Origin of the sequence: Acinetobacter pittii (assembly GCF_034064985.1) — a bacterium.
GTDB classification, from domain to species: Bacteria; Pseudomonadota; Gammaproteobacteria; order Pseudomonadales; family Moraxellaceae; genus Acinetobacter; species Acinetobacter pittii_H.
Window position 1 is genome coordinate 1,768,908 of sequence record NZ_CP139249.1, and the last position, 26,484, is coordinate 1,795,391.

Sequence of the window (26,484 nt, forward strand, 5' to 3'; positions counted from 1 at the left end):
CTTCAAACTTACGAACGCCACCAATAATTTTCGACATTCGGTTCATTAAGATTCAAGAGTTCACCCATTTGCGGTGTGCTAATCGCTAAATTATTTTTTTGAGCCAAAGCGACAATACGTTCAAATGGATCATCCCAAGCATGAAGTGCCAAATCAAAAGTCCCATTGTGCACAGGCAACAAATGACGACCTTTTAAATCGATATGCGCTTGTAAAGTTTGCTCTGGCTGCATGTGAACATCGGGCCATTCGGGGTCGTAAGCACCAGTTTCTAACATGGTCAGATCGAAAGGGCCATAACGATGTCCAATCTCTTTAAACCCATCGAAATAGCCTGTGTCACCGCTGAAAAATACCCGTAGATCATTATCAATAATTACCCACGAAGCCCAAAGAGTCGCATTGCTATCACCCATACCACGGCCTGAAAAATGATGGGCAGGGGTAGCCACCAGTTCGAGTCCATCGACAGATGTTGTGTCCCACCAGTCGAGCTGTTGAACTTTTTCTGCTGGAATTCCCCATTTAATGAGAGTGTCACCCACACCAAGCGGTGTTAAGAAATGCTCAACTTTATCGTTAAGTTGCATGACTGCATGGTAGTCGAGGTGGTCGTAGTGATTATGCGACAAAATCACGCCTTTGATGGGTGGTAATTCGGCAATGCTAATTGGGGGTTGATGGAAACGTTTTGGTCCAAGCCATTGAAAAGGTGATGCACGCTCTGAAAAAACTGGGTCGGTTAACCAAAACTCATTTTGAAGTTTTAACAAGATGGTTGAGTGGCCCAAACGAAATAGAGAGCGATCGGGTGCACTTAAAAGCTGTTCTTTTGACAAACTTAAAACAGGAATTTCTTTGTTCGGAACTGTGTCTTTAGGTTTGTTAAATAGAAACTTCCACATAAGTTGAAGCGTTTTGCCAAAAGAAGGCTGGTGTTGGTTCGGACGCGTATTTCTAAATTTGCCATTGTGTTGTTGAGATGGCATTAAGGGAGCAGGCAAGTCTGTTGTGTTTGAAATAGTCATTTTGTTTTTCCTTATTGGAACAAACCTATATGTACAAATAAGAACTTGGGCTAAGTGCTTATTTTGATTATTTAAATGAGTATTTACTCACTTATTAATTCATTCAAAAATAAGGACGCCGCGCATCCTTATTTTTTATCTATATTGAAACTGCATGCCAAAAGGCTTCAAAACCTGATTTGCGATAACGCTCGGTTTGAGAAGGGTCTTGGGCAATAAAATTGAGTGTAACTTCGGCAAGCGCACCTAAAATTGAAGCAATAAATAACGGTGGGTAATCTCTTAATTTTCCGTCATTAATACATTCTTGAATGTTTTGGGTGAGGTCACAAAAGGTTTGCATGCCAATTTGTTTGCTTTGTTCAGTAATTTGTTCTGAGGTCGAAAGCTGCGCCATCACTTTACGTTTAAGGGGAGCTTCTAAACTCCAGTCCAAATAGCTTTGCCAAATGTGCGACATTTGTGTTTGTAGGTCAGAATCAGCAGGGTAACTAAGCATCATCACCTGACGTAACTCAGCCTTTAGCGAAAGATATAACTGGTTAAGCAGCTCTTCTTTATTACTAAAATAGGTAAATAAAGTACCTTCTGCCACGCCAGCAACTTTGGCAATTTTTGAGGTAGACGCACGCTCGCCAAGCTCTGCCAATGTTTCGATAGCAGCACTTAAAATTGCATTACGTTTATCTTCACTGCGAGGACGAGCCATATACAAAAATATTAATTGAGTGATTACTCAATCATACATAAAAATATGAGCAGCGCAAGCGTAATAGAATTTTACTGTCATAAATTTACTATTTTATAAACTATTCATAAGCTGCAATATTTGACTCTTACATCATAGGATTTGGTGTTCATGGGACTTTTGCTGATCCCAATATAAATTCATCTGATATCTAACAATATCAATCGGTAGTGGATGCACCTTAATTTGAGGATAAGTATCTTTAAAATGAGCAATTTGACATTGAGGAATCGTGAGTAAATGGTCCATTTGTGTAATTAATCGGATTGCCGTTTCATATTGTTGGCAGCGGAAACTAATTGTTCTTTTGATACCTTGTTTAGATAAGAAAAAATCTTCAAAAACACGACCTGTAGGACGAGAGGACACTGTAATGTGCTTAGCTTCTAAATAAATTTTTTTGGTTAGGTTCGTTTTGGATAATAAGGGATGCTGCTTGCGACTTATTACTACAAACTGATCTTTAGTAAGGCATTCATAACCAATGCTATCTTCAACCGAATGTTGCACATCAATCGCAAAATCGATTTTCCCCGTAGAAAGCTCATGTCTTAAGTTTTTACGATCAATGCGTACGCTATTTAACTGCAAATTAGGATTAAATTGAGTTAAGTGCTGAATAATAGAGGGTAAAAAAATTCCTTCATACTCATCATTCATAGCAATTGTGAGATGCTTTAAATCTCGTGCTGGCACAAAGTCATGTGTGCTTTGAATTGCTTGATGCATAAGTTGTAATGACTGTTCAATTTTAGGCCATAAACGTTTGGCTAAAGGTGATGGAACAACACCGTGTCCATCTCGAATAAATAATGGATCATTAAAATGATCGCGTAAACGAGCTAATGCATGGCTAACAGCAGGTTGGCTTAGAAAAAGTTGTTCACTGGCCCGTGTTAGATTTTTTTCTTTATAAATTGCCACAAATACACGAAATAAATTCAGGTCAATACGAGCAAGAGAGGCAATATTATTATTCATTTCATTCATAGTTTGTTATTCAAACAATTCATTTTATTCATTGTAACAAGTTAGATATGGTCAGGAAATAGTGTAAGAAATAGAGTGATTAAAACCGTGAATTTTGAATGTAGCGCTTGTGGTAACAACATTTAGAAAGCGTTGATAACAACTAATTTTTATACAACCTAGGTACATAAGGAAGTGATATGGCAACACATTTATTTGATTTGACTGGAAAAGTAGCCTTAGTTACAGGTGCAAGCCGTGGTATTGGTGAGGAAATTGCCAAACTTTTAGCAGAACAAGGCGCACATGTAATTGTCTCTAGTCGGAAAGTTGAAGATTGCCAACGTGTTGCTAATGAAATTATTGCAGCAAATGGAAAGGCGGAGGCTTTTGCTTGCCATGTGGGTAAGTTAGAAGATATTGCAGAAATTTTTGAATATATCCGTAAGGAACATGGGCGTTTAGATATTTTAGTCAACAATGCGGCCGCCAATCCCTATTTTGGTCATATTCTTGATACGGATATTGCTGCATATAACAAAACGGTTGAAGTCAATATTCGTGGATATTTCTTCATGTCTATTGAAGCGGGCAAATTAATGAAAGAACAGGGCCGCGGTGCAATTGTGAATACCGCATCTGTAAATGCCCTGCAACCCGGAGATCGACAAGGTATTTATTCTATTACCAAAGCTGCGGTGGTGAATATGACTAAAGCTTTTGCAAAAGAATGTGGACCATTGGGTATTCGAGTAAATGCTTTATTGCCGGGTCTTACCAAGACCAAATTTGCTTCGGCACTATTTGAAAATGAAGATATTTATAAAAGCTGGATGGACACAATTCCATTACGCCGTCACGCAGAACCACGTGAAATGGCTGGAACTGTACTTTATTTAGTGTCAGATGCTGCGAGTTACACCAATGGTGAATGTATTGTGGTTGATGGCGGTTTAACTATTTAGGGAGGAATAGCAATGTACGAACATTATTCAGGTCAAGTGGTCTTAATCACAGGTGCGGCGAGTGGATTGGGTGCATTGCTGGCAGAGCAACTGGCGAAGTATGGTGCAAAATTAGTGTTGGGTGACTTGAATATTGAAGGGTTAAATACTGTAGCTGAACCGCTACGCCAAGCAGGAGTGGAGGTGGTTGCGCAAGTGTGTGATGTTAGCTGTGAAGCAGATGTACAGGCTTTGGTGCAAAGTGCAGTTACTCAGTTTGGTAGAATCGATGTCGGGATCAATAATGCAGGTATGAGTCCGCCTATGAAAAGCTTTATTGATACCGATGAAGCAGATCTGGATTTGAGTTTTGCCGTCAATGCCAAAGGCGTGTTCTTTGGAATGAAGCATCAAATTCGTCAGATGTTGCAACAAGGTGGTGGCATTATTCTGAATGTTGCTTCTGTTGCCGGTTTAGGTGCGGCTCCCAAATTGGCTGCCTATTCTGCGGCAAAGCATGCTGTGGTGGGATTAACCAAAACAGCAGTGATTGAATATGCAAATAAAGGCATTCGAGTTAATGCAATTTGTCCATTTTATACAACCACCCCGATGGTGGTCGACAGTGAACTCAAAGAGAAACAAGACTTTTTAGCGCAGGCCTCGCCAATGAGGCGTCTTGGCCATCCAAGCGAAGTGGTGGCAATGATGCTGATGATGTGTGCCAAAGAAAACTCATATCTCACAGGTCAAGCCATTGCAATTGATGGCGGCGTGACAGCTTATTAAAACATTTATTAAATACATCTTATTCATATGTTTAGGAAAAAATCATGACAATTAATTTAAGCAATCGAGTGGCTATTGTTACAGGTGCAGGCGCAGGTTTAGGACGGGAACATGCATTGTTACTGGCTCGTTTGGGTGCAAAAGTGGTCGTGAATGATCTTGGTAGCGATGTAAACGGAAAAGGTGGCTCAACCATGGCGGCCCAAAAAGTCGTGGATGAAATTATTGCGGCTGGTGGCGAGGCGATGGCAAATGGTGCTTCAGTCACTGATATTGAACAAGTTCAACAGATGGTAGATGAAACAATTGCCCGTTGGGGACGTGTAGATATTTTAATTAATAACGCTGGAATTCTTCGAGATAAAACTTTTAGCAAAATGTCACTAGATGACTTCCGTACCGTGATTGATGTCCACTTGATGGGGGCAGTAAATTGCACTAAAGCGGTATGGGATATCATGCGCGAGCAAAAATATGGTCGTATCGTTATGACGACTTCATCCTCTGGTCTATATGGCAATTTTGGGCAGTCCAACTACAGTGCTGCAAAAATGGCATTGGTTGGGCTCATGCAGACACTGGCTTTAGAGGGTGAAAAATCTAATGTTCGGGTGAATTGTTTAGCACCAACAGCTGCAACTCGTATGCTTGAAGGGTTATTACCCGAAGAAGCCCTTAAAGCACTTGCTCCAAGTGCGGTCAGTCCTGCAATCGCGACTTTGGTTAGCGAAGATGCACCTACCCGTATGATTCTTTGTGCGGGCGCAGGTAGTTTTGAAGCTGCCCACATTACCCTTACGCAAGGAATTTATTTAGGTACGGATGAACAAGTTCCGCATGTCTTAGCACAACGTTTAGCTGATGTTTCAGACCGAACAGATGAGTTTGTGCCTGTCAGAGGAGGCGCTCAGGGTGAGCTTGAGCTGAAAAAAGCTTCATTAATGGCAGGAGAATAATTTTGACAAAAAATACATTAAGCATCGACCAACTGGTTGAGTTGCAAGGTCAAGCATTAGGTAGCTCGCAATGGATGACCATTGATCAAAGCATGATTAATACCTTTGCAGATGTCACACAAGATCATCAATTTATTCATGTGGATGAAGAAGCTGCTCGTCAGACACCTTTTGGTGGCACGATTGCCCATGGTTTTCTAACACTTTCTTTACTTTCAGCGATGGCCGCTCAGGTGTTGCCGACTGTTCAGGGGCAGAAATCTGGCGTGAATTATGGCATCAATAATTTGCGTTTTATTAGTCCTGTACATAGCGGTAAGCGGGTGCGTGGAAATTTTCACTTAAAAAATGTTTCCCCAAAAAATAAGGGAAGTTATCAGTTGATCATGGAAGTCACGATTGAAATCGAAGATCAGGCAAAACCGGCACTTGTGGCCGAGTGGCTTACACTTGTAAATGTATAGGAATAAACCATGAGCAATGAATTAATTCTCTCTCGCCGTGATGTCGATTTTTTGCTATTCGATTGGCTAAAAGTTGAAGAACTCAGCCAACGAGATACTTTTGCAGGACAGGACCGTTTTGAATATACATCTGTTTTAAACGTTTACGAGGCTTTGGCAACCGATTTATTTGCTCCTCATAATAAAAAAAATGACAGTAACGAACCTGTTTTTGATGGTGAACGTGTAACTGTCAATCCTGAAGTCGGGGTAGCGCTTAAGGCCTTTGCTGACGCAGGTTTGATGAGTACAGCGTTTCCGTCAGATTGGAATGGGATGAACTTACCCAATACCATCGAGCGTGCAGGTATGGCATATCTACTCGGTGCCAATTCTGGAACAGCGGGCTATGCCTTTTTAACCATTGGTAATGCAAATTTATTAATGGCTCATGGTGAACCTGAAAAAGTTAAACCCTATGTCAACGCCATGATAGAAGGCAAATGCTTCGGAACGATGTGTTTATCTGAACCACAAGCAGGTTCAAGTCTGGCTGATATTCGTACACGTGCGATTAAAACAAAAGATGGACGTTATCGTTTGTTTGGAAACAAAATGTGGATTTCAGGCGGCGAGCACGATATTTCTGACAATATTGTTCATTTGGTTCTGGCAAAAATTCCAGATGAAAATGGACAATTACCAGCAGGTGTGCAAGGCATTTCTCTGTTTACCGTACCGCGCAAATTACTCGATGAAAATGGACAGCCAAGTGAACGCAATGATGTGGTATTAGCTGGAATTAACCACAAGATGGGTTATCGGGGAACAGTGAATTGTGTGCTGAATTTTGGGGAAGGTCGTTTCACACCCGAAGGAGAAGCAGGCGCAATTGGTGAACTAGTCGGCGAAGCTGGTAAAGGGCTGGCCTATATGTTCCATATGATGAATGAAGCCCGAATTTCGGTTGGACTTGGGGCAGCAGCATTAGGATATACAGGTTATCTTCATGCTTTAGATTATGCTAAAACTCGAGTACAAGGTCGCTCTCGTAGTGAACGCAATCCAAGTTCTCCACAAATTCCGCTCATTCAACATGCGGATGTTCGCCGTATGCTCTTGGCGCAAAAAGCATATGTCTCAGGTGCGTTGGCACTGTGCTTATATGCAGCCCGATTAACCGATGATATTCACTCGCTTGAAGATGCCGAGCAGCGCAATCAAGCCCATCAATTACTTGATCTATTAACGCCAGTAGTGAAAAGCTGGTCTTCTGAATGGGGACTTGTAGCAAATGATTTAGCCATTCAAGTTCATGGCGGCTACGGTTATACCCGTGAATATAATGTTGAACAGTTTTATCGGGACAATCGACTCAACCCCATTCATGAAGGAACATTTGGCATTCAGGCGCTCGATTTATTAGGACGAAAAACTCGTCTTAATCAGGGGCAGTCAATAAAGCTATTACATGAAAAAATCATGAATACGATTGAACAAGCCAAGGCCGAGCCTTCTTTAAAAGATCATGCAGATCAATTAGACCAAAAGTGGCAACTCATCCGAAATGTAACGGAGAAATTGCATGCCTTAACCGATGTAGAACTTCAACTGGCAAATGCCGCCAATTATCTGGAAGCTTTTGGGCATCTTGTGGTGGGGTGGTTATGGCTTGATCAAGCAGTAGTTATTCATAAACTCATGCCAAACTCAACAGACCCTGATTTTCTGCGTGGGAAGCTTGCCGCATGTGATTATTTCTTTGGCTGGGAAATGCCGAAAATTATAAGTTGGTTAGCGGTACTTGATCCGGTAGAGACGACTCCACTCAATATGTCAGAAGAATGGTTCTAGTAAGAACCATTCCTTAACCGCGCCGTTTGACAGAAAAGGAGAACAACCTGATTTTATAGAAAATGCCTAATAAGAATCACTATGTAAAAACAAACATCAGGCGTTCAGTAAAGAGCGCTCTATAAGTAAAAATAAAAATCTAGGACGGATTAAAAGATGAAAAAGAAAACATTAGTCATGGTCATGGCTTCATTTTGTACGAGCCCACTTTATGCGGCAGCATTTGATCGAACAGGACAATCAATTTCTGCATTTCTACAACCTGGTAATTATTTTGAGGCAAGTTTATCTGTTTCAGACACTTCGTTAGAAGGACAAGAAGCAGGTACAAACCCAACACGTAATAGTATTTCTGATATTGCAAACTCTGATTATCGTCCCAGTGCAGCTTTGAAATTACAGTTAGCACCTCAGTTTTCATTTGGTTTTCTTTACGATCAGCCATTTACTTCCGACTCTGAATATTATGGAAATAACAGTTTTGTTGCTAAGCCGAGTGATACGATTTTAGTACCGGGCATTGATTCAGCAACACTTGCCCAAAAGACCAGTGGAGAAGTCGTAACAGGGAACACCAAATCGAATTTTGTTATGCAAAATTTTAGTCTGATATTTGGTTATCAACCGGATAAAAACTGGAATTTTTATGCAGGTCCTGTTTATCAGACATTTAAAAGTAACGTCAATTTAAGAGGTCAAGTTTTCAGTTTATATAATGGCTATGACTTTAATGCCAAAGAAGTTGGAGATTGGGGATGGTTGGCAGGATTTGGTTATCAAATTCCCGAAAAAGCCATTAAAGCCTCATTGACCTATCGTTCAGAAATTATGCATGAAGTGACTGCCAATGAAAATGCGCCACTGGTTGATATGTTAAGTACGCAGCAAGGCCGTGATTTTCTTGATCAGCATTTGGCGTATATGGTTTCTATAGGACAACTCACTGAATCTCGCAAGGAGGCACTCAATCGTATTGTTGCGGGCTTACCCGAAGCAGGTACAACAGGCTCAACTAAGTTTAGAGCGCCAGAGTCAGTGAATTTGGAATTTCAGACCGGATTACGCAAAGGTACTTTATTGTTCGGTAACGTGCGTTGGGTTCACTGGAATGATTTTGAGTTTAAACCGTATCGTTTCGGTGAAATCTCAGAAGTTGTTGGGGTTCTATCAACGCCAAGTCGTCCAAATGGTTTTAATCTGGTTCGTTATTATGATGATCAATGGTCTGCCAATCTTGGAATTGGGCAACGCCTAAGCGATAAATGGTCGGGTTCAGTTTCTGTAGGTTGGGACTCGGGAGCTGGTGAGCGCGTGTCCACAGGCGGGCCAGCTAAAGGTTATTACAGTGTTGGTCTTGGTGCGCAATATAGTCCAACTTCAAAATACTTTATTTCAGGTGGCATGAAGTATCTATGGCTCGGTGATGCCAAAGGACAGCTTGGTGCTCAGGCAGGCAGTGAATATTATGTGGGTGAATATAAAAATAACTATTCAATCGGTTACGGTTTGAAAATTGGTTATAAATTTTAATTCAACTATTTGATGGATCGCTTAGTTATATAAAGAGTTTATTTCTGCACGAGAGTAAGCAGATTAAGAGATTAAAGAAAATATAAAAAGTGGAGTAGGAACAGTTCCATTTCTCCCTCTCATAAAAGGACAATAAGATGACAAATCAGATCTGGTTAGATGAATATAAGCAATGGAATATAGAAAGTACGATTACATTGCCGGATGAACAAACTTCACTTCTCGATTTTTGGGACAACAGCTTTAATAAGTTCCAGCAAAGAAAGGCTTTTATATTTGCAGATCAATCTTTTTCTTATGCTGAAATCGATTTATATAGCCGACAAGTAGCAACATTCTTGCAAAGTTTAGGGCTAGAAAAAGGTACACGTGTTGCCGTGATGATGCCCAATATTATTCAGTACCCAATTATTTCACTTGCCGTCATTCGTGCAGGTTACATTCTGGTCAATATTAACCCCCTCTATACAGCACGTGAGTTAAAGCATCAATTAAATGATGCAGGCGCAAAAGTCTTATTTATATTAGAACAGTTTTTACCTGTTTATGATGCTGTCAAAGAACAAGTGTCGGTTGAACAAATTATTACCACCACCATGACTGAAATGTTGGTCGAGCAACCTACTGAATTAAACACCTTAGATTCTAAAAAATACGCTTTTAAGCAAATCTTATTGAAGACAAATGCCCAAGATTATATACGTCCTAAGCTAGTTCTTGAGGATACTGCGCTTTTGCAATATACGGGTGGAACAACAGGGGTATCGAAGGGCGCAGAACTAACCCATAAAAATATTGTCGCCAACTTATTACAAAATAATGTGGTTTTTAAAAGCTATTTTGGCGATCGAGATGCTTATGAAGATGAAATAGCGATCTGTGCCTTACCGCTTTATCATATTTTTGGTTTTACTGTCTGTTTATTGCACAGCGCAATGAATAAAGGTTATGCCACTGTTTTAGTTCCAAACCCGCGTGATTTAGATGCTCTCGTGCATTGTTTTGAAAAATTTCGTCCTACGGTTTTTCCTGCTGTAAATACTTTATTTAATGCACTGCTTCATCATGAAGGCTTTAATAAATTGGACCACAGCCGTTTAGAAATTACCACAGGCGGCGGTATGGCAATTTTGAAATCCACTGCCGATGGATGGGAAAAACTGACAGGACGTATTATCCGTGAAGGGTATGGCTTATCAGAAACTTCGCCTGTTGCGACCTTTAACCCGCCAATCTCTAATACTTTTAGTGGCACGATCGGTATTCCTGTACCGAGCACGGATATTGCTATTTTGGATGATGAAGGTCACCAATTAGCGCCCGGTGAAACTGGAGAAATTGCAATTCGTGGCCCGCAGGTTATGAAAGGTTATTGGAATTTACCTGAAGAAACGAAAGCGGTCATGACTGCTGATGGTTTCTTTAGAACGGGTGATATTGGCTTTATGAATGAAAAAGGCTATACCAAAATTATTGACCGTAAAAAAGACATGATTTTAGTTTCAGGCTTTAATGTTTTTCCAAACGAAATTGAAGAAGTTTTAGCCCAACATCCAAAAATTTTAGAAGTCGCCGTGGTTGGGATTGCAGATGAAAAATCGGGTGAAGTGCCTAAAGCCTTTATTGTCAAAAAAGATGACTCTTTATCGGTTGAAGAAATCCAAAACTATGCAAAAGAAAACCTGACAGGATATAAACAACCCCGTCATATCCAATTTATCAATGAATTACCCAAGTCGAATGTGGGTAAAATTTTAAGAAAAGAACTCAAGGTTTAATAAAAACTTTTAATTAAAAACATAAGCGTATGGGGCTAGAAGCTCCATAAATAAATGAAAAAAGGAATGAGATTATGGGTTCAGGATTAATTACCGTATTTTTACCAATTGCACTCGCAATTATTATGGCTGGTTTGGGTCTAGAGTTGACCATAAATGACTTTAAACGCGTGCGACAGCACCCAAAAGCTGTATTTATCGCATTATTTTGCCAACTAGTTATTTTAGTCGGTATTGCATTTATTATTTGTAAGGTTCTCGCTTTACCACCAATGCTTGCTGTTGGATTAATGCTCCTTTCTGCGTCACCGGGCGGGCCAACAGCTAATTTATTTAGTTATCTCTATAAAGGAGATATCGCTTTAAATATTACTTTAACGGCTATAAATTCGGTCATTGCTGCCTTTACACTTCCGTTAATTGTGAATCTTGCAATACAACACTTTATGGAAAATGGACAAAATGTAGGATTGCAATTCTCTAAAATCATACAAGTTTTTCTTATTATTTTAGTGCCCGTTGGGATCGGGATGTTAGTCCGTCATTTTGCGCCGCATACGGCTGAAAAGCTCAATAAACCTGTGCGTATCTTTGCTATCGTTTTTCTTGTATCGATCATCATATTAGCAGTTGCACGAGATTATCAAAATCTGATGACGTATATTGGGCAAATTGGATTGGCAACTTTGCTGTTCTGCGTATGTAGTTTAATGGTTGGCTATTTTGTCCCACGATTATTGGGTATAAATAGCTTTCAGGCAAAAGCTTGCGCGTTTGAAATTGGAATTCATAACAGTACCTTAGCCATGACCATTGCTTTTACAGTAATGGCAAGCAGTATGGCCGCTATGCCAGCAGCCGTTTATTCATTATTTATGTACATTGTTGCTGCAATCTTTGGCACATTGTTAAATCGTCTAGAAAAGAAAGAGATCACACAAATATCAACTAAAACGTACTCAAAGAATCTTCAGTAATATCTGGCAGATAAAAGTATTTAACTACCATCAGATGTTGAGAGTTTGAATTAAAAGAGGAGGCTAATACCTCCTTTTTTAGTCTCAAAATTTAAAATATTTATGCCCGAGCAAGCGCAGTCATAATAAAAAGAAAGCGTTAGAGTGCTGTTATAAAAGCAAATTGTTAAGCCAATATTTAAGGTTTTCCTTAATTATGTAATTAAATGAAAAACAATAATTTAATTAAATAATTTCTAGCCAATTTCACATTGACAGCTCAAATATTGAAGATTACCATTTGCGGGCTGGCCTACATTGCCAGTCGGTTTTGACGGACCGATGATCGACCACATCAGGATTATTTCTTCTGAGGAATAGTCTTGTGTGCACACCTCGTTCCCTCCCGTAGCGGTAGGACGGGAGTGGGACACCTTCGGGTGTGCTGGATGTCGAACCCAGTCCGTCAACCTGCTTCCGTTCTGCCACCATAATTTATAATGCTTTGGCAGAACTCCCAAAAGAAGGAGTTGGCTATGCACATTCATAAATTATTGGCAGTCGCTGTCAAAATCTATCTCGACACAACTTAAAATTTTAAAGCAGCTTGATTACCTATAGGCTTTTCAGGCTTTAAATCATTACGTCTAAAACTTAGCAACAATAAAACTTGGGATGTGCCACGCACAGTCTTTACGGCTTTGCTGTGCCTTTTTTTCTCCCAGAAAAGGCACAGGCTTTTTTATCTCTTTTAGCACAACAAGAATTTATAACGGTAAAATGATGCCAACTTTAGAAAGATCTTCCAAAAAATTACAGGTTCTTCATACAGCAACAGAGTTGTTCAATCTCTATGGATTTCACAATACGGGCGTGGACTTAATTGTCAAAAAATCCAAAATTCCTAAAGCCACTTTTTATAACTACTTTCACTCAAAACAGCGGCTTATTGAAATGTGCATATCTTTTCAAAAAAGCAAACTTAAAGAAGAAGTGCTGGCAATTATCTACTCAAGCCGTTACCGAACCTCAAGCGATAAACTCAAAGAGATTATTGTTTTACATGTCAATTTTAATAGCCTGTACTATCTATTGCTTAAAGCCATTTTTGAAACTAAACAGATTTACCCGCAGGCCTACCGTATAGCGCTTGAATATAGAAAATGGCTGCTTAAAGAGCTTTTTAATCTAGTTTTTAGTCTAGAAACTCATGCATTAAAACCAAGTGCTGACATGGTTTTAAACTTAATTGATGGCTTGATGTTCCAGATTTTAAGCTCAAAGAGTTTGGATGAAAGGGATGTGGTGGTGGAGAGGTTTTTTTGGGATAATATTTGATAATGCTTAATTCTAAATTTTACTAACTAAAGGTTAGAGATAAATTTAAAGTTATAACTGTAGATCATGAAAAATAAACAAATAATGAGGGATTTTTAATGCAAGATGTGAGGGAAGGTTTATTAATACTTGAAAATAAAGAAGTTGAGAATATTGCTGAAGTCTATTCTTTTGAACAAATTAGAGAAATACTTATTTTTGCTCTATCTGATAGTAATTCTGAATATTGGACTGTATTAGCTCTAAACCTATTGAGTAAAAAATCCGAGTATATTTCTGATGAAATAATCTTAATACTTAAAGAAATAGCAGGCATGCCAAAAAAATATACACAAAAAACCAGACATGAGGCATTAAAAATATTTAAAAAACAAAATGGAAATACTAATTAGGGAAGTTATAGGAATTGAATTTTTCAAAGAATATAGTAGTTAATTTAATATAGGAATGGCTATGTATAGATTGGATATGCCGCAGTGCAAATTATGATTGAGCCATCAGTTCTTAGAACCAAATCTCCATTTTTTATTATTGCTAAAAATTTCTTTATTTTTGGATTGCTTTGGATTTTATCTTTATTCTTGTATAGTGTTTTTGACTATGAGTCATATTCTTCCATATTTATTTATCTAATTAGTTTCTATGCTAATTATTTTTTTGGATATTTAATATCTAAACCTATTGTTTTAGACCTTGACTCTAACACTCTTAATCGAATTAAGTTTTTAAGCCTTATATTTTTTACTTTTTATTATGTAATAGTACCTCTACGCTGCTTTTTAGTTGAAATTCATGATGGTTTATATGGTTTTAGACTTGGTTTTGGTTTCGTTTTTCCATTCTGGACACTAACTCCAATTTTTATCACTAATCTGAAGAGTAAGTTTTATATTTATTTATGTGTCGTGCTATGCGCTCTAGAAGTAATTTTTTGGGTAATGTTTTTTAAAATGAGTGAGTCTGAATTTTACAAGAGACCTTCATCTGTTGCTATGTTCACAAGTTCTCTTATATTCGCCTTAACTTTTCCTTGGTATTTATCTTGACTAAGAGAAATAGACATCAATAAATGGGTTTTTCCATTCTTTTTTAAAGAAGATAGATTTATATCTAAATTAATATCATGGATAGCAATAGGACTTGGTAGTTGCTTTATGTTTTTATTCTATCTTTTCTTCTAAAAATGAATCCTAAAAAGGAGTACCTATGAGATCTTTACATCAGGTAGCAGCTAGAGAAATAGCTGTAGTACCTTATTATTTGAATGGATATCAACAGAATGGTCTGCAGTACGGAGTGAATGAATATGAAAGAGCAGAACCATTGGGTGCGCAATGTGCGAATTGTCATACTATTCTATGGATAACAGGACGTAGCGATCCTATTTTAAATGAGACAAAACCTAAAAATATTCCAGATAGCGGGCCTATTTATCGTGAATATATTCAAGATAATCTAAAAAGGTTTTTAAGTTCATTACCTTCCTGCCCAAATTGTCATCAACAGGCATATGATTTATTCGTTAATAATACAACATTAACTAGATTTAAAGATGGTAGCCCAGCTCCAAAATATCCAGAGGAATATTATGGGGTTGATGAAGAAATGTCTGCACCAATGAAATACAAAGCCGTGTGGTGGTATGGCAATCAAGCTGAAGCTAAAAGACTTAATTTGAAATTGTTATAATATTTTTAAATATATGCTTGATAGTCAATAAACTATTACTTGTTAAAATTTTGCACATAGTAGAATTACAGTCCTTTTATTAAGAACCGAGACACAAAGAGATGACGTTGTTTCCAATACCTGCTGATTTTATTAATGAAAAGGTGAACCTTTCATGGTGTGATATCAAATGGGGCTATGAAAATAATCTTCTTACTTCAGAAATACCGATAAAAAAAGCAGAAAATATTGTATCAACAGGGGGCTCTACTAAAGCTGAACTTGAGCTGTCATTCCTTATCTCGACTGAATCAAATGACATCACTCCATTTATTAATGAACTATGTCCTAACTTTGAAGAAGATGAATATGAGAACATCAGTCAAAAATGGTTATATGTAATTCTTAGTTGGCTCTGGCTTAATCGAGAAAGTTTTGAAGATCCTTTAGATGAGGTGGAACGTATTTATACAGATTTTGATTATCCAGCCGAAATCGATAATTTTATTAAATATATGCCTTCTGCAGATGGATATAATCCATCATTGTATTCTTATGCAGAAAATATTAATCGCTTAATGAAGAATTGGGAAAATTACTTACAAAAAAGTGCTCTAAAGTACAAATAAAGCACTATGTGATTTATGACACTTAAGAATATTAGGCAAATTTTTTAAATAGTGGAGAACCATCGAATGCTACAAGATATTGGGGATCAGTATCCAAATGGCGCAATTAATAAAGAAATTATTGAAAATTTTGCAGCTACCTTAGAAGTTACATTTCCACCAGAATATGTTGAACTTATTTCTCAACATGATGGCATCTATCCTGAAATTTCTAGCTTTGATTATGTTGACATTGATGGTGAACTAAATATCAGTACAGTAGAGTTAGGAGGATACTTGCATGAACCTCGAATAGAAGGGATGCAATTTCCCGAAGGTGATGATGACTATGAGGGAAAATTAATTAGCTTTGGATCTACACCTGGTGGAAATTTTATTTGTTTCGATTACAGATTTCCTTGGATCAAAGATCAACCTAAGATTGTGCTTGTTTTACATGATGAATTCTATGATTTTGGAATGAATGAGGGTAAAAGAAAGGTTCTGTATCTAGCAGATAACTTTATGCATTTTATAAATTCATTACATGAATTTATTGAGTATTAGTATTCTATGATAATTTTTGATTATTTAACTAATACTGTTATTTAACAGAGAGCCAGTAATTTAAAAAATAGCAGTTTGGAGACGGAGCAGTTGGTACAGTGAATATTAAAGGTTACTAATGATTTTATATGTTTGTAGTTATGTTTTAAGAAAACCATTTTTTTCAGAGAAAAGAGTTGATTTAAAAGAAATGGGTTGGGAAAAACTATCAAATATAGTCAAGAAGGTTTTTTCTTGTGGAGGTAGTATCATTATTCATAAAACAGATGCTGCCTATTCTGAAGCATCTGGGCGATTAATATATAGTGATATTGATAGCTACAGCATGGTTTGTGACCCTAGATATGGTTATTTGTTTGGATGTAGTATTAGTGAGAATGAAGAATATCCTGCCGGTATTTATTTACGCCTTGTAAACAGAAAAACTAAAAATCCTGATGAGATTTATATTTTTGAGCCCCATGAAGATGAATGGAAAGCAAAGTATGTTAACCAAGATTTAGAGTTAGCCTTAAATTTATTTAAAGATATTTATGAGTATGGTGATTTATTAGAAGATTCAAATATTATGCTTGAGTAGTTAATTAGAGTTTTAGTTAATATTTAATGTTAAGAAAATTAGCTCCTTCATGGAAAATCAGCCTTTATGAATAGTATTAGAAATAAGGAAGAATATCAAAAAGCATTAGCACATGTAATTCAACATGCTGAATCTAATGAAAATACAGTTAATTTGATTGACTACATTACAAATAATAAAGGTGATGTACCATTTTGTATAGGAATGTTAGGGATTTATGCTGAAGCTAACGCAATAGTATCTTGGTTTCGGGATAGTGATTTAATTGGTTTTAAACAGTGGTGTTTTATTGCAGCTAAACTCAATCGTATGGTGTTTCAGTTTGATACTGTAGAATGGTTTCCTGCCTATAAACATTTATATGCTTTATTATCAGATAACGAAGAGATTATTTCTTGGTATAGTCAGCACCGAATATCGTATGATCGACAAGGCTCAATTAAAGACCGTGATAATCCACGTAAACCCGATTTTCATGGGTACCAGTTGATCTTAGCTCTTGATCATGAGTGGGATAAATTACGTCAACGTTGTGAACTCATTTTGCAAACTGATTTAAAAAAGGATAAAAAGTATTTAATTGATCATCATTTTTATCTTGCCTTAGCCAATGGGGATAAGGGTGAAATGGAAAATATTTTGACTGAATTAACTAGTCAAAAAATTGCCAAAGTCCGTAATTTTGAATTCGCATTTACTTTTACTGAGCATTTTATTGCGACTCATGCAGTAATTTATAGCAAACTAGCATGGAGAAATGGATATCATTTAAATATAGATACTCCTTGGATACCTAAAGAATGGTTGCCTGTAGAGCCTTTACTTGAATATCACGAGCCTTGGGAATTTATGCGCGAATTTGATATTTTCACTCCTTTTGAAGGTGATTGGAAAGATTGGTCCCCAAAAAGAGATAATAGATAAGTATCGAAATTTTCTTGAAAACTTGTCCATGTTCAGATAAATTTTTGTAGTTGAAAAGACCAACGAAAGCGTCCCAACGATGTACGCTTTTTTATTACACATTGATTAAAAAATATACAGAAACCTCCCTAAAACGAGTTGGAACGCTACAAACGCGAATGATACTTTAAGTTTCACTCTTCCCAATAAGTGAGGTGAGCAATGAAATTGTTAGCTTTGATTAGTATGGGAGTTGCAGCGAGTTATTGGTATAAAACTATAAAAGATAGCAAGCAAACTCTTCTGAAATCTAATTTTGATGAAATAGTAAAAAACTTTGTATTAGCAGAATTTAAAGCCTAATGCATTTAATAATCTTAATTAAATAAAAAGCTCATCGGAAGATGGGCTTTTTTATTGTAGTGGTTTTTATTTATTTTATTGTTGACTGTTAAAATTTAAAAATATATTTTGTCTTTTTTGTTTTTTAATTCAACGAACTAAGAAATTATGAATAAATATCTTATGCTAACTCTTCTTGCAGCTTCTACTCTTTCTTTGACAGGTTGCGCACAAATGTTTCCAGCTCAAGCTACCAAACTTGAAAATGGAAATTATATGATTCAAACCACTTCCAATATTTTAGGTTCTAATGAAGCAATGGAAAACAAAGTAAACAAAAAGGCTGAAACCGTTTGTGCTGGTAAAGGCTTTAGTGAAATAAATAATAATCATCAAACTCATAGCCAACAGATTTATACAGCTCAAGTAATTACAACAGGTACCTATAAGACTTTCAATAAGACGATTAAATGTAATTAACCACTTTTACAGATTGCAATTGAACCCACTTCGGTGAGTTTTTTAAAGGTAATTTTAATTTGACGAACTTCTTACGGTTCAAGAGGCTTACTTTTATTTAGTCTTGGTCTTTTTATCTTTGAACATGGGTGTCATAGTTAAGAAATTTAAAGATATTTAAATTTATCATAGTGTTATTGTAAACAAGTTTAATATTAATTAACTGTAATATGGATTATATGAATAAATTGCATAAGAATGAATCTCCAGAAATGATTCTAGCTTTTGAGAGTGCTATAAGTACATTTAAATATTTTTGGCGTGAACTTTATTGGGAATATCGACGAATTGTTCCTGCTTTAGAACTGGCTTATGTGAAGTGTGCATTTATCCAAGAAAACCTTGAAGATAAAAATGAACCTTTAATTGAGTATATGTGGATTGATCAAGTTGATTTTGATGGGAGTACAATTTCAGGAACTTTGTTAAACGAACCTTATATTATTGATAATGTGCAAGCTGGTGAAACAGTAAGGCTTAAATTTGAGTCTATAGTTGATTGGATGTTCTTATCTAATGGCACTGTTCATGGTGCGTTTACGATTCAAGAATATCGTAAGACTTTAGATGAATCAGGTCGTAAAGAATATGATGAGGCATGGGGAATTGATTTTGGTAATCCTGATGAAATTTTTCTAGTTTATGACCAGAAAAATTGTCCCGAAAATCTAGAAGAACATCCTATGTGTAAGAGTATTTTTGATCAGTTCATAAATATTATAAATACAGACCCTACAATCATTACTGAAAAAGATGGAAGTGGTAATCAATTATTACATCGTGAAGTTATAGCGGGGAATTATTTATTTGTTCAAGAGCTTTTAAGGTTGAATACGAATAAGCTGGAGGTAAATAATCAATCAATGACTCCTTTAGATTTGGCTCATAAGATGGGGTGGTCCAATATTGTAAATTTACTTAAGTAGCTTTGAGCAGGCCCTCTAATTGAGTGTGTTTTTAAGTAAGGGAATTTAAGTTTCTTATAAATTAAAAAAGAGACCATCAATGGGTCTCTTTTGATTAAATCTTTTATTTCTAAAACCTAAACTGCTTTTTGAACCTTTTGCGCTTTTGGTAACGATGGTTTTCTTCCCAAATACAACGCAATCATGGCACCCGTAAATGTAAGCATACATAACGGTAAAAGAGAGATAGGGAAGCTACCCGAATAATCTTTCACAATGCCCATAATAGAGTTCATAAGCCCAGTACCGATATGCGCAATGGTGTTGACCGCTGCGATGCCTACAGCTACCAGAGTCGGTGGTAAGCGTTCAGAAACCAACGCCCAGAAAGGACCCTTGATTGCATAGTTACCCATCAAAACGATAGAGAATAAAACTAAGCTCAAGGTTAAAGACGAAGTAAAAATAGTAAGAAGCAAACCCAAACTTGTCACAAATAATGGAATCGCTGTATTTAAGCTCTTATTGCCACTTTTATCGGCATGTACGCCCCAAACAATCATGAAAACTGCAGCTAAGCCAAACGGAATCATATTTAACAGACCTGTTTCCATGGCTGTCAGATGGAAAGCTTTTAGTATTTGAGGCATCCATAACGACAAAATATTGCTGGTTGCTGAGCTTCCTGCATAAATAATTGCGAAGAACCATAAATATTTATTGGTAATAAGAAGCTTAAACTTACTCTTTTTCTGCTCAGCACTGTCTTGTTTTTCAGAATTTAACAACTGGTTTTTTTCAAAAGTTAAGGTGTTTGAGAGCCATTCCTTTTCTTCTTTACTTAACCATTTAACATTATTTGCAGTGTTAGGTAGCCATACGAGACACAATAAACCAAGAAGAATTGCAGGTAATGCTTCAAGAATTAAAAGCACTTGCCATCCGCTAAACCCAAGTAAACCATGTAAGCCTAGCAGTAAGGCAGATAACGGCGAACCAATAAAGTTAGATAAAGGAATGGCAACCATAAATACAGCAACAATTCGCGCCATATATCGTTTAGGGAACCAGAGCGTTAAATATAGTAATACGCCCGGGAAAAAACCAGCTTCGGCAGCGCCGAGTAAAAATCTTGAAATCGAATAAGAAATGGGGCCGGTAATGAAGGCGGTACAGCAACCGACAATTCCCCAAGTAATCATGATTCTGGCAATCCAGATGCGTGCTCCCAGCTTTTCCATTGCCATGTTGCTGGGAATTTCAAATATAACATAGGCAATAAAGAATAATGTCGCACCGAAGCCAAAGGCGGTAGCAGTTAAACCAATTTCTTGATTCATGGTTAAAGCGGCGAATCCAATATTCACCCGATCAATATAAGCGATGAAATAACAAAGAATGAGAAAGGGAAGAATACGAAAAGAAAGTTTACGGATCGTTGACTTTTCTACTTCCGATATAGATATATCATTTTTCATACATACTCCTTATGTACGTGGGAAATCAAACAGCTTGGTCGGGTTCTGATTTAAAATTAAACATTGCTCGTGTTTATCAAACACAATCTGTTTAAAAGTTTTAAATGCGTCCTCATAAGTTATTAAGGATTCATGTTGGGTATGCGGCCAATCGCTTCCCCAAATGAGTTTGTGTAAAAAACCTTTTTCTTTGAAAATGTTATATGCCTGTTTGGCTATATTTATATTGTTGGGTGTAGCACCCAAACGGTAGAAACCGGACACTTTAATCCAGTGCTGTTTTACGTTAAGTAAGCTTAAAAACTTCTGATAATCCGGATCTTCAATCCCTTTAACAGGGTCAACTCGGCCAAAATGGTCAATTACGACATCAAAGCTGTATTCACTTAATTGAGGTAAAAGCTGCACCAGATATTTCGGCGGTGCGTGTATCTCAACTTGCCAGTTGAGGATTTCCACATTTCGTAAAAATTTTTGCCAGTCAGGCGTATTTAGCGCAGGAGGGTTAAGACCGAATAGATTTAAGCGAACACCAACGATGCCTTGTGCCTTGAGATTCACTAGCTCATCAAAAGTCGTCGTATGTTGAACAACGGCGATCCCTTTTAAACGTTCAGGGGATTGCTGAATTGCGTTTAACATCGCTTGGTTATTGGTACCCAAAAAGCTGGGTTGAACCAAAACACCATGCGTGAAATTATGTTCATCAAGATGAGAGATAAAACTTTGTACAGTTGCCTCATAACCAGGTGCATAACGTGCTGTTTCGATACTGTGGTCCTGAGTCGAAAAAACATGTGCATGTGTATCTATACAGTTCATTTTCATCTCACATTACAAATTTTAAAGCGAAAATAGCGATTAAAGCGGCAATGACTCCTACAGGAATTGCTTTAAATAACAGTTGATTAAAGAATTTGGTTTTGTCAATGTCTGCTGGTGCTGAAGCCATAATGAGACTACCGCCAGACGAGAAAGGGGAAATCGCTGTAGACTGAGCGCCAACCACAATACAAATGAAAAGCACTAGTGGGTTTAGGCCAGAGGTAAGTGCAAGCGCCGGAACAATTGGGAATAAGGTAGGAGCAACCACGCCTAGAGTGCTTGAAAATACAGACATAATGGCACTGATCAGACATAACAGTACGGGAATGACCCACACAGGAACATTGTTTGCTAACCATTCAGAAAGGGTAGTAATAATGCCAAGCTTCACACCTAATGCGATGAGCATACCGACACCGCAAATCATGATCAGTGTTCCCCAAGGCACCAGTGCAATGACCTTTTTCTCATCCGCAAGTTTCATAAGTAAACTAATGAGCGAGAAGGTAATCGCAAGAAAGGCAATATCAATTTTGGAGTTTAAAAAGCTAATCGTTTTTACATCAGGAAGAACAAGATGCAAGATTGGAAAAACTAAAACAATCGACATCATTAAAATAATAAGGAAGATGGATTGTTTCTGTTTTTTGTCGAATGGCTCAGGCTTTTGATCTTCAATCACAATTGAATTACTTTTTCTATTCCAGAGGGTATAAATTCCCAACACCGCAATTGGAATAATTAAAGTTAAGACAAAAATTCCACTGCTATATGAAAAAGCTGTTTGCGAGCTAATGCCAGTATTTTCCATTAAGCTTCGGAAAATAATGCCACTTTGCGATGTCATAAAATTTGCGCCAGCTAAAGCGCCGTAATTTGCAGCCATCCCACCAATAATCATATTCATATTGGTTTTTTTACACAGCAGCAGTGTAATCGGTGCCATAAAGGCAAGTACTGTATAAAAACCAGCACCTAGGCCTGCAATAATGGTTGCTGCGAAAAAAATTGCTAAAGGTAAAAACTGAGGAAACTTACGGCATTTATATAAAAGATGGCTGGCAAGCTTCTCTAAAGCACCATTAGCCAAAGCAAAGTTATAAAACAGAGTGACAGATAAAATAATAAAGAAAATTTTGACAGGCCATAATTCAATAACTTCGGAAGGTTTAAGACCCATGCCAAAGCAACCAATCAAGTAGGCAAACGCTATCGTAAAAAATCCGATATTAATTTTCGTTTTATAACCTAAACCTATCGATACGGCTAAAGCCATCAGCATCAATGCAGTCATATTATCTTCCTTGATAAATATATAAACATCTAAACATATATATGTTTGGTTTTTTGTATTACACAGAACTATGCTAATATTGTCAAATCGATTTCATAATGTTTAACGCAAATGCTTGATGAGACTGCATTTAAAAATTTTAAATTGCCAAGATACGAAAAGGTCCGTTGGGAACTTCAAAAATTACTGATCCAGTCAAAATGGACAGTTGAAGAGCCTATTCCAAGTGAACAAGAACTTGCGCAAATGTATAGCGTATCGGTAGGAACCGTTAGAAAAGCGGTTGAAGGGCTGGTTGAAGATGGCTTATTAGTTAAACAGCAAGGAAAAGGAACTTTCCTCAAACAACCTAATTTTGAAAATTCGCTCATTCGTTTTTTTAGATTACGTAATAAAAAGGGCGAGTTCATTCAGCCACAAGGACAAATCAAAAAAGTAGAAGTGTGTGATGCAATTCCAGAAGTAAATGCCGAGTTGGGGCTTGAGCACACCGAAAAGTTGCTTTATATCGAGCGTGTCCGTAAGCATGAAGATGTCGTTGTATTAAGTGAGAGAATCTGGCTGCCTGAACGCTTATTTAAAAATCTGGAAGAAATTCCAATCGCTGAGTTTGGTAACTTACTTTATCCTTTTTATTATCAGCACTGCGGTCAATTTGTTTCTTCTGCAACAGAACGGTTAACTTTTGAGAAAAATATTAAAGATAGCTATTTAAATAATCACCTTGAAGCCCCTTTAGTGAAGGTATGCCGTATCGCAAAAAATCTTGAAGGTGTAGCGGTCGAATACCGTGAGTCTTATGGTTTGGCCGATAATTTTCATTATGAGATATCAATTAATTAATTCTTTATGCAGCTTAATAAAGATTTCCTTATTGAGCTGCAGAGCTGGTTCACTATCTTTTATGGTTAAGTATTTCTTGTAGGAAGTGAGTCATTATCCCATAAATCGAGCATCGGCTATTCCTTGAATGCCCAGCCCATAAATGGCAAAAACACTGCCTCGCAATTGGTTGTCATCAGGGAATCTCGGAAGAGGCGGTTGTGACATAGAGGTAACAAACAAGACATCAAGATTTTTTCCGCCAAAAACTGCACTGGTAATTTTTTTTACAGGCATTTCAATAATACGGTCGATTTGTCCATCAGGACGATAACGTACTAACTGACCCGAATATACTTTTGCATTCCATAAATAACCTTCACGATCTACTGTCGAGCCATCTGCTGAACCACCGTCTGATGTATCTATCTTACAAAAAATAGTTTTATTTGAGATTTGCCCTGTTTCAAGATCATAATCATAAGACCAGATTTCACCTTGCCATGTGTCTGCAAAATAGAGCTTAGCACCATCAGGACTCCAGCAAATACTATTTGAAGTATTAATATTATTTTCTAATTTTTCTATTTTATAATCTGCATCTAATCGATAGAGAGACGCGGTATTCCCATCTTCAAGACGGTTCATAGAGCCAAAAACGAATCGACCTTGCCGATCAACACGACCATCATTTAATCTATTTTGAGGTAGGTCTGGTTCAGGGTTGCAAATAAATTTTAAGTTGCCTGTGTCAAAGTCGAGTTGATATAACCCGTCTTCGAGCGCAACAATTGCGCCGTTATAATTTTCTTGTAAAGCAAAAGAACCTATTTTTTTATGAACTTCCCACGCCCGTATATTCCCACCGAATTCATCACAACAGAATAATCGTCCATCAACAATATCTACCCAAAATAGGCGTTGGCGAACAGCATCCCAAGTTGGGCATTCTCCAAGTTTTGTTTTTACATCTACCAGTACTTTAATTTCCATAATTCCTTTTTTAGTCCTTTTATTCAGTCATTCATCGATGAAACTAAATTAATGAAAGCTAAATATAAAAACCAATGAAAATTTTTCTTTATCTAATAAGAGATTGTTATTGGTCCTGTGAATTAAAAATGTATGGAGATAAATAGGTAAAACTAAATTGATAAATATAAGTTATTACGTGGTGTAGAAATATCATTAGTAATTCTAAATCGACTTGATAGTTTAAGAGTGGACAAATGACATAGCGTTATACGTAAAAGCATGTGGATGCATTTTAATTAAAAAGGAATTAGAAATGAGCCTAAAAAAAGTTCATCGCCACTCTTGGGTATCATTAGTGATTTGCTGGATTATCTGGGTGGTTGTTGCATACGACCGAGAGTTGATTTTCCGCGCAGCCAATATGATTTGTAATGAATTTAATTTATCTCCAACGCAATGGGGATACACCATTGCTGCAATTACACTTTCTTTGGCCGTTCTTAGTATTCCGGTTGCTGCTTTAAGTGATAAACATGCGTCCGGTTGGAAGCGAGGAATTTTTCAGTGGCCCTTAGTAATTGGATTTACTTTTATTTCGTTGCTTTCAGGCATTACATCTTTAAGTTCAAGTTTTTATAAGTTCGTAACCTTACGTATTATGGTTTCTTTGGGTTGTGGGGTGGCAGAGCCAGTTGGGGTGAGTAATACCGCAGAATGGTGGCCCAAGGAACATCGCGGTTTTGCCATAGGTGCTCATCACTCAGGTTATCCGGTTGGAGCGCTACTTAGCGGTGTTGCAATGGCCACCATCATTACCTATTTTGGTCCGCAAAACTGGCGCTATGCCTTTTTTCTTGGAATTATATTTGCTGTACCGGCATTAACGTTTTGGGCGATTTATTCCACTCGTAAACGTTATTCAGAGTTTCACCAATCTTGTGTAGATAATCAATTCACACCACCAACAGATTTTGTGCACGATGAAGGAGAAGAAAAAACAAGTACGCATAGTACATGGGAACGTTTAAAACAAACTCTAAGTTCTCGAGGAATTGTGTTTACCGCAGCCAGTACTTTAATTACCCATGTGGTTTATATTGGTTTTTTAACTATCTTTCCTGCATTTTTATACAATATTGTCGGGTTAGATCTGGCGAAATCGGCTGGCTTGAGCGCTGTATTTACAATTACCGGCATGATGGGGCAAATTATTTGGCCGACTTTGTCCGATAAGATTGGCAGACGACTCACATTGATTTTATGTGGTTGTTGGATGGCGGTCAGCATTGCAAGTTTTTGTTTAACCTCAGGCGTGGTTTCCGTTATTGCAATACAACTGTTTTTTGGACTATCTGCCAACGCAATTTGGCCTATTTTCTATGCGACAGCATCAGATTATGCACCAGCCGGAGCAATTGGAACTGCAAATAGTTTAATTACAGTTGCTCAGTATGTAGGTGGGGCAGTCGCACCGATTATTATGGGATATTTGCTTACGAGCTTTGGTGGCTGGCATAGTCATCAGGGGTATATCTGGTGTTTTCTCTTAATGTCATGTTGTGCGTTTATTGGCGTGATTTTGCAATTGATATTAGGTTATCTCATTAAAAAAGAAAAATCAGAACAAGTTGATAATTTAAGTTTGAGTGCAAATTAAATTCTTAT

General features: G+C 37.3%; 27 protein-coding genes and 1 pseudogene. 21 read left to right on the forward strand and 7 right to left on the reverse strand.

Features of this window, described 5'->3' with window-relative positions; genetic code table 11:
* Positions 1-8: 8 nt before the first annotated feature.
* From SOI76_RS08455 to SOI76_RS08465, 3 genes are all read right to left on the reverse strand, one after another.
* Complete coding sequence (locus SOI76_RS08455) at positions 9-1,028, reverse strand: MBL fold metallo-hydrolase (RefSeq protein WP_104078728.1); 1,020 nt, start codon at positions 1,026-1,028, stop codon at positions 9-11.
* 139 nt (positions 1,029-1,167) lie between these two features.
* Positions 1,168-1,737: a TetR/AcrR family transcriptional regulator gene (yhgD, locus tag SOI76_RS08460; protein ID WP_104078727.1), complete on the reverse strand. Its 570-nt coding sequence runs from the start codon at positions 1,735-1,737 to the stop codon at positions 1,168-1,170.
* Between the two features lie 132 nt (positions 1,738-1,869).
* Positions 1,870-2,766: a LysR family transcriptional regulator gene (locus tag SOI76_RS08465; RefSeq protein ID WP_104078726.1), complete on the reverse strand. Its 897-nt coding sequence runs from the start codon at positions 2,764-2,766 to the stop codon at positions 1,870-1,872.
* Positions 2,767-2,945: 179 nt separating this feature from the next.
* On the opposite strand from SOI76_RS08465, the gene SOI76_RS08470 reads away from it, so the two are divergent.
* The 19 genes and pseudogenes from SOI76_RS08470 to SOI76_RS08560 all read left to right on the forward strand — a co-directional run bounded on the left by SOI76_RS08470 (position 2,946) and on the right by SOI76_RS08560 (position 19,446).
* Positions 2,946-3,710, forward strand: a complete 765-nt coding sequence (locus SOI76_RS08470; protein WP_104078725.1) for an SDR family oxidoreductase — start codon at positions 2,946-2,948, stop codon at positions 3,708-3,710.
* 12 nt (positions 3,711-3,722) lie between these two features.
* Complete coding sequence (locus SOI76_RS08475; RefSeq protein WP_104078724.1) at positions 3,723-4,478, forward strand: SDR family NAD(P)-dependent oxidoreductase; 756 nt, start codon at positions 3,723-3,725, stop codon at positions 4,476-4,478.
* A 44-nt stretch (positions 4,479-4,522) separates the two neighbouring features.
* On the forward strand, positions 4,523-5,434 hold the full coding sequence (locus tag SOI76_RS08480) for an SDR family NAD(P)-dependent oxidoreductase (RefSeq protein ID WP_000154577.1): 912 nt from the start codon (positions 4,523-4,525) through the stop codon (positions 5,432-5,434).
* Positions 5,435-5,436: 2 nt separating this feature from the next.
* Positions 5,437-5,898: a MaoC family dehydratase gene (gene nodN, locus SOI76_RS08485; RefSeq protein ID WP_104078723.1), complete on the forward strand. Its 462-nt coding sequence runs from the start codon at positions 5,437-5,439 to the stop codon at positions 5,896-5,898.
* A 9-nt stretch (positions 5,899-5,907) separates the two neighbouring features.
* A complete protein-coding gene (locus SOI76_RS08490) occupies positions 5,908-7,731 on the forward strand; it encodes an acyl-CoA dehydrogenase (protein WP_104078722.1) in 1,824 nt (607 codons plus the stop codon).
* 156 nt (positions 7,732-7,887) lie between these two features.
* The gene (gene fadL, locus SOI76_RS08495) at positions 7,888-9,261 is read left to right on the forward strand and encodes an outer membrane protein transport protein (protein ID WP_104078721.1); all 1,374 of its coding nucleotides are present in this window, start codon (positions 7,888-7,890) and stop codon (positions 9,259-9,261) included.
* 137 nt (positions 9,262-9,398) lie between these two features.
* Complete coding sequence (locus SOI76_RS08500; protein WP_104078720.1) at positions 9,399-11,039, forward strand: AMP-binding protein; 1,641 nt, start codon at positions 9,399-9,401, stop codon at positions 11,037-11,039.
* A gap of 74 nt (positions 11,040-11,113) precedes the next feature.
* On the forward strand, positions 11,114-12,016 hold the full coding sequence (locus SOI76_RS08505) for a bile acid:sodium symporter family protein (RefSeq protein WP_104078719.1): 903 nt from the start codon (positions 11,114-11,116) through the stop codon (positions 12,014-12,016).
* Between the two features lie 762 nt (positions 12,017-12,778).
* Positions 12,779-13,333 carry a TetR/AcrR family transcriptional regulator gene (locus SOI76_RS08510; protein ID WP_205668345.1) on the forward strand — a complete coding sequence of 185 codons (555 nt, stop codon included), beginning with the start codon at positions 12,779-12,781 and terminating at the stop codon, positions 13,331-13,333.
* Positions 13,334-13,431: 98 nt separating this feature from the next.
* The gene (locus SOI76_RS08515; RefSeq protein WP_104078717.1) at positions 13,432-13,725 is read left to right on the forward strand and encodes a hypothetical protein; all 294 of its coding nucleotides are present in this window, start codon (positions 13,432-13,434) and stop codon (positions 13,723-13,725) included.
* Positions 13,726-13,818: 93 nt separating this feature from the next.
* Positions 13,819-14,514 (forward strand): annotated as a pseudogene (locus tag SOI76_RS08520) (hypothetical protein).
* Between the two features lie 25 nt (positions 14,515-14,539).
* Positions 14,540-15,022: a hypothetical protein gene (locus SOI76_RS08525; protein ID WP_104078716.1), complete on the forward strand. Its 483-nt coding sequence runs from the start codon at positions 14,540-14,542 to the stop codon at positions 15,020-15,022.
* 101 nt (positions 15,023-15,123) lie between these two features.
* Positions 15,124-15,630: a DUF2247 family protein gene (locus tag SOI76_RS08530; protein WP_104078715.1), complete on the forward strand. Its 507-nt coding sequence runs from the start codon at positions 15,124-15,126 to the stop codon at positions 15,628-15,630.
* Between the two features lie 66 nt (positions 15,631-15,696).
* Positions 15,697-16,176, forward strand: a complete 480-nt coding sequence (locus SOI76_RS08535; RefSeq protein ID WP_104078714.1) for an SMI1/KNR4 family protein — start codon at positions 15,697-15,699, stop codon at positions 16,174-16,176.
* 118 nt (positions 16,177-16,294) lie between these two features.
* Positions 16,295-16,756, forward strand: a complete 462-nt coding sequence (locus SOI76_RS08540) for a hypothetical protein (protein WP_104078713.1) — start codon at positions 16,295-16,297, stop codon at positions 16,754-16,756.
* A gap of 66 nt (positions 16,757-16,822) precedes the next feature.
* Positions 16,823-17,680 (forward strand): Imm49 family immunity protein, encoded by an 858-nt coding sequence (locus SOI76_RS08545; protein WP_104078712.1) that lies wholly within the window; start codon positions 16,823-16,825, stop codon positions 17,678-17,680.
* 201 nt (positions 17,681-17,881) lie between these two features.
* Positions 17,882-18,022, forward strand: a complete 141-nt coding sequence (locus SOI76_RS08550; RefSeq protein WP_104078711.1) for a hypothetical protein — start codon at positions 17,882-17,884, stop codon at positions 18,020-18,022.
* A 147-nt stretch (positions 18,023-18,169) separates the two neighbouring features.
* Positions 18,170-18,481: a hypothetical protein gene (locus tag SOI76_RS08555; protein WP_001046232.1), complete on the forward strand. Its 312-nt coding sequence runs from the start codon at positions 18,170-18,172 to the stop codon at positions 18,479-18,481.
* Positions 18,482-18,732: 251 nt separating this feature from the next.
* Complete coding sequence (locus SOI76_RS08560) at positions 18,733-19,446, forward strand: DUF2314 domain-containing protein (RefSeq protein WP_104079223.1); 714 nt, start codon at positions 18,733-18,735, stop codon at positions 19,444-19,446.
* Between the two features lie 116 nt (positions 19,447-19,562).
* Here SOI76_RS08560 and SOI76_RS08565 read toward each other — a convergent pair whose 3' ends face one another.
* From SOI76_RS08565 to SOI76_RS08575, 3 genes are read right to left on the reverse strand one after another with little or no spacing between them, the layout of a single operon-like run.
* On the reverse strand, positions 19,563-20,903 hold the full coding sequence (locus SOI76_RS08565; RefSeq protein ID WP_104078710.1) for an MFS transporter: 1,341 nt from the start codon (positions 20,901-20,903) through the stop codon (positions 19,563-19,565).
* 9 nt (positions 20,904-20,912) lie between these two features.
* Positions 20,913-21,725: an amidohydrolase family protein gene (locus SOI76_RS08570; protein ID WP_104079222.1), complete on the reverse strand. Its 813-nt coding sequence runs from the start codon at positions 21,723-21,725 to the stop codon at positions 20,913-20,915.
* 7 nt (positions 21,726-21,732) lie between these two features.
* Positions 21,733-23,022: an SLC13 family permease gene (locus tag SOI76_RS08575; protein ID WP_086376233.1), complete on the reverse strand. Its 1,290-nt coding sequence runs from the start codon at positions 23,020-23,022 to the stop codon at positions 21,733-21,735.
* Between the two features lie 111 nt (positions 23,023-23,133).
* On the opposite strand from SOI76_RS08575, the gene SOI76_RS08580 reads away from it, so the two are divergent.
* Positions 23,134-23,865 carry a GntR family transcriptional regulator gene (locus SOI76_RS08580; protein WP_104078709.1) on the forward strand — a complete coding sequence of 244 codons (732 nt, stop codon included), beginning with the start codon at positions 23,134-23,136 and terminating at the stop codon, positions 23,863-23,865.
* Positions 23,866-23,958: 93 nt separating this feature from the next.
* On the opposite strand, the gene SOI76_RS08585 is transcribed toward SOI76_RS08580, so the two are convergent.
* Entirely contained in the window at positions 23,959-24,837 is an 879-nt protein-coding gene (locus SOI76_RS08585) for an SMP-30/gluconolactonase/LRE family protein (RefSeq protein WP_000404160.1), read from the reverse strand.
* A gap of 295 nt (positions 24,838-25,132) precedes the next feature.
* Between SOI76_RS08585 and SOI76_RS08590 the strand changes: the two genes are divergently transcribed.
* Positions 25,133-26,476 carry an MFS transporter gene (locus SOI76_RS08590; protein WP_104078708.1) on the forward strand — a complete coding sequence of 448 codons (1,344 nt, stop codon included), beginning with the start codon at positions 25,133-25,135 and terminating at the stop codon, positions 26,474-26,476.
* The last annotated feature ends 8 nt before the right edge of the window (positions 26,477-26,484 follow it).

Excerpts from the sequence above, each read along its gene's own strand:
- SOI76_RS08455 (WP_104078728.1), bottom strand. The coding sequence starts at position 1,028 with ATGACTATTTCAAACACAACAGACTTGCCTGCTCCCTTAATGCCATCT.
- yhgD (WP_104078727.1), bottom strand. The coding sequence starts at position 1,737 with ATGGCTCGTCCTCGCAGTGAAGATAAACGTAATGCAATTTTAAGTGCT.
- SOI76_RS08465 (WP_104078726.1), bottom strand. The coding sequence starts at position 2,766 with ATGAATGAAATGAATAATAATATTGCCTCTCTTGCTCGTATTGACCTG.
- SOI76_RS08470 (WP_104078725.1), top strand. The coding sequence starts at position 2,946 with ATGGCAACACATTTATTTGATTTGACTGGAAAAGTAGCCTTAGTTACA.
- SOI76_RS08475 (WP_104078724.1), top strand. The coding sequence starts at position 3,723 with ATGTACGAACATTATTCAGGTCAAGTGGTCTTAATCACAGGTGCGGCG.
- SOI76_RS08480 (WP_000154577.1), top strand. The coding sequence starts at position 4,523 with ATGACAATTAATTTAAGCAATCGAGTGGCTATTGTTACAGGTGCAGGC.
- SOI76_RS08490 (WP_104078722.1), top strand. The coding sequence starts at position 5,908 with ATGAGCAATGAATTAATTCTCTCTCGCCGTGATGTCGATTTTTTGCTA.
- fadL (WP_104078721.1), top strand. The coding sequence starts at position 7,888 with ATGAAAAAGAAAACATTAGTCATGGTCATGGCTTCATTTTGTACGAGC.
- SOI76_RS08500 (WP_104078720.1), top strand. The coding sequence starts at position 9,399 with ATGACAAATCAGATCTGGTTAGATGAATATAAGCAATGGAATATAGAA.
- SOI76_RS08505 (WP_104078719.1), top strand. The coding sequence starts at position 11,114 with ATGGGTTCAGGATTAATTACCGTATTTTTACCAATTGCACTCGCAATT.
- SOI76_RS08510 (WP_205668345.1), top strand. The coding sequence starts at position 12,779 with ATGCCAACTTTAGAAAGATCTTCCAAAAAATTACAGGTTCTTCATACA.
- SOI76_RS08515 (WP_104078717.1), top strand. The coding sequence starts at position 13,432 with ATGCAAGATGTGAGGGAAGGTTTATTAATACTTGAAAATAAAGAAGTT.
- SOI76_RS08525 (WP_104078716.1), top strand. The coding sequence starts at position 14,540 with ATGAGATCTTTACATCAGGTAGCAGCTAGAGAAATAGCTGTAGTACCT.
- SOI76_RS08530 (WP_104078715.1), top strand. The coding sequence starts at position 15,124 with ATGACGTTGTTTCCAATACCTGCTGATTTTATTAATGAAAAGGTGAAC.
- SOI76_RS08535 (WP_104078714.1), top strand. The coding sequence starts at position 15,697 with ATGCTACAAGATATTGGGGATCAGTATCCAAATGGCGCAATTAATAAA.
- SOI76_RS08540 (WP_104078713.1), top strand. The coding sequence starts at position 16,295 with ATGATTTTATATGTTTGTAGTTATGTTTTAAGAAAACCATTTTTTTCA.
- SOI76_RS08545 (WP_104078712.1), top strand. The coding sequence starts at position 16,823 with ATGAATAGTATTAGAAATAAGGAAGAATATCAAAAAGCATTAGCACAT.
- SOI76_RS08550 (WP_104078711.1), top strand. The coding sequence starts at position 17,882 with ATGAAATTGTTAGCTTTGATTAGTATGGGAGTTGCAGCGAGTTATTGG.
- SOI76_RS08555 (WP_001046232.1), top strand. The coding sequence starts at position 18,170 with ATGAATAAATATCTTATGCTAACTCTTCTTGCAGCTTCTACTCTTTCT.
- SOI76_RS08560 (WP_104079223.1), top strand. The coding sequence starts at position 18,733 with ATGATTCTAGCTTTTGAGAGTGCTATAAGTACATTTAAATATTTTTGG.
- SOI76_RS08565 (WP_104078710.1), bottom strand. The coding sequence starts at position 20,903 with ATGAAAAATGATATATCTATATCGGAAGTAGAAAAGTCAACGATCCGT.
- SOI76_RS08570 (WP_104079222.1), bottom strand. The coding sequence starts at position 21,725 with ATGAACTGTATAGATACACATGCACATGTTTTTTCGACTCAGGACCAC.
- SOI76_RS08575 (WP_086376233.1), bottom strand. The coding sequence starts at position 23,022 with ATGACTGCATTGATGCTGATGGCTTTAGCCGTATCGATAGGTTTAGGT.
- SOI76_RS08580 (WP_104078709.1), top strand. The coding sequence starts at position 23,134 with ATGCTTGATGAGACTGCATTTAAAAATTTTAAATTGCCAAGATACGAA.
- SOI76_RS08585 (WP_000404160.1), bottom strand. The coding sequence starts at position 24,837 with ATGGAAATTAAAGTACTGGTAGATGTAAAAACAAAACTTGGAGAATGC.
- SOI76_RS08590 (WP_104078708.1), top strand. The coding sequence starts at position 25,133 with ATGAGCCTAAAAAAAGTTCATCGCCACTCTTGGGTATCATTAGTGATT.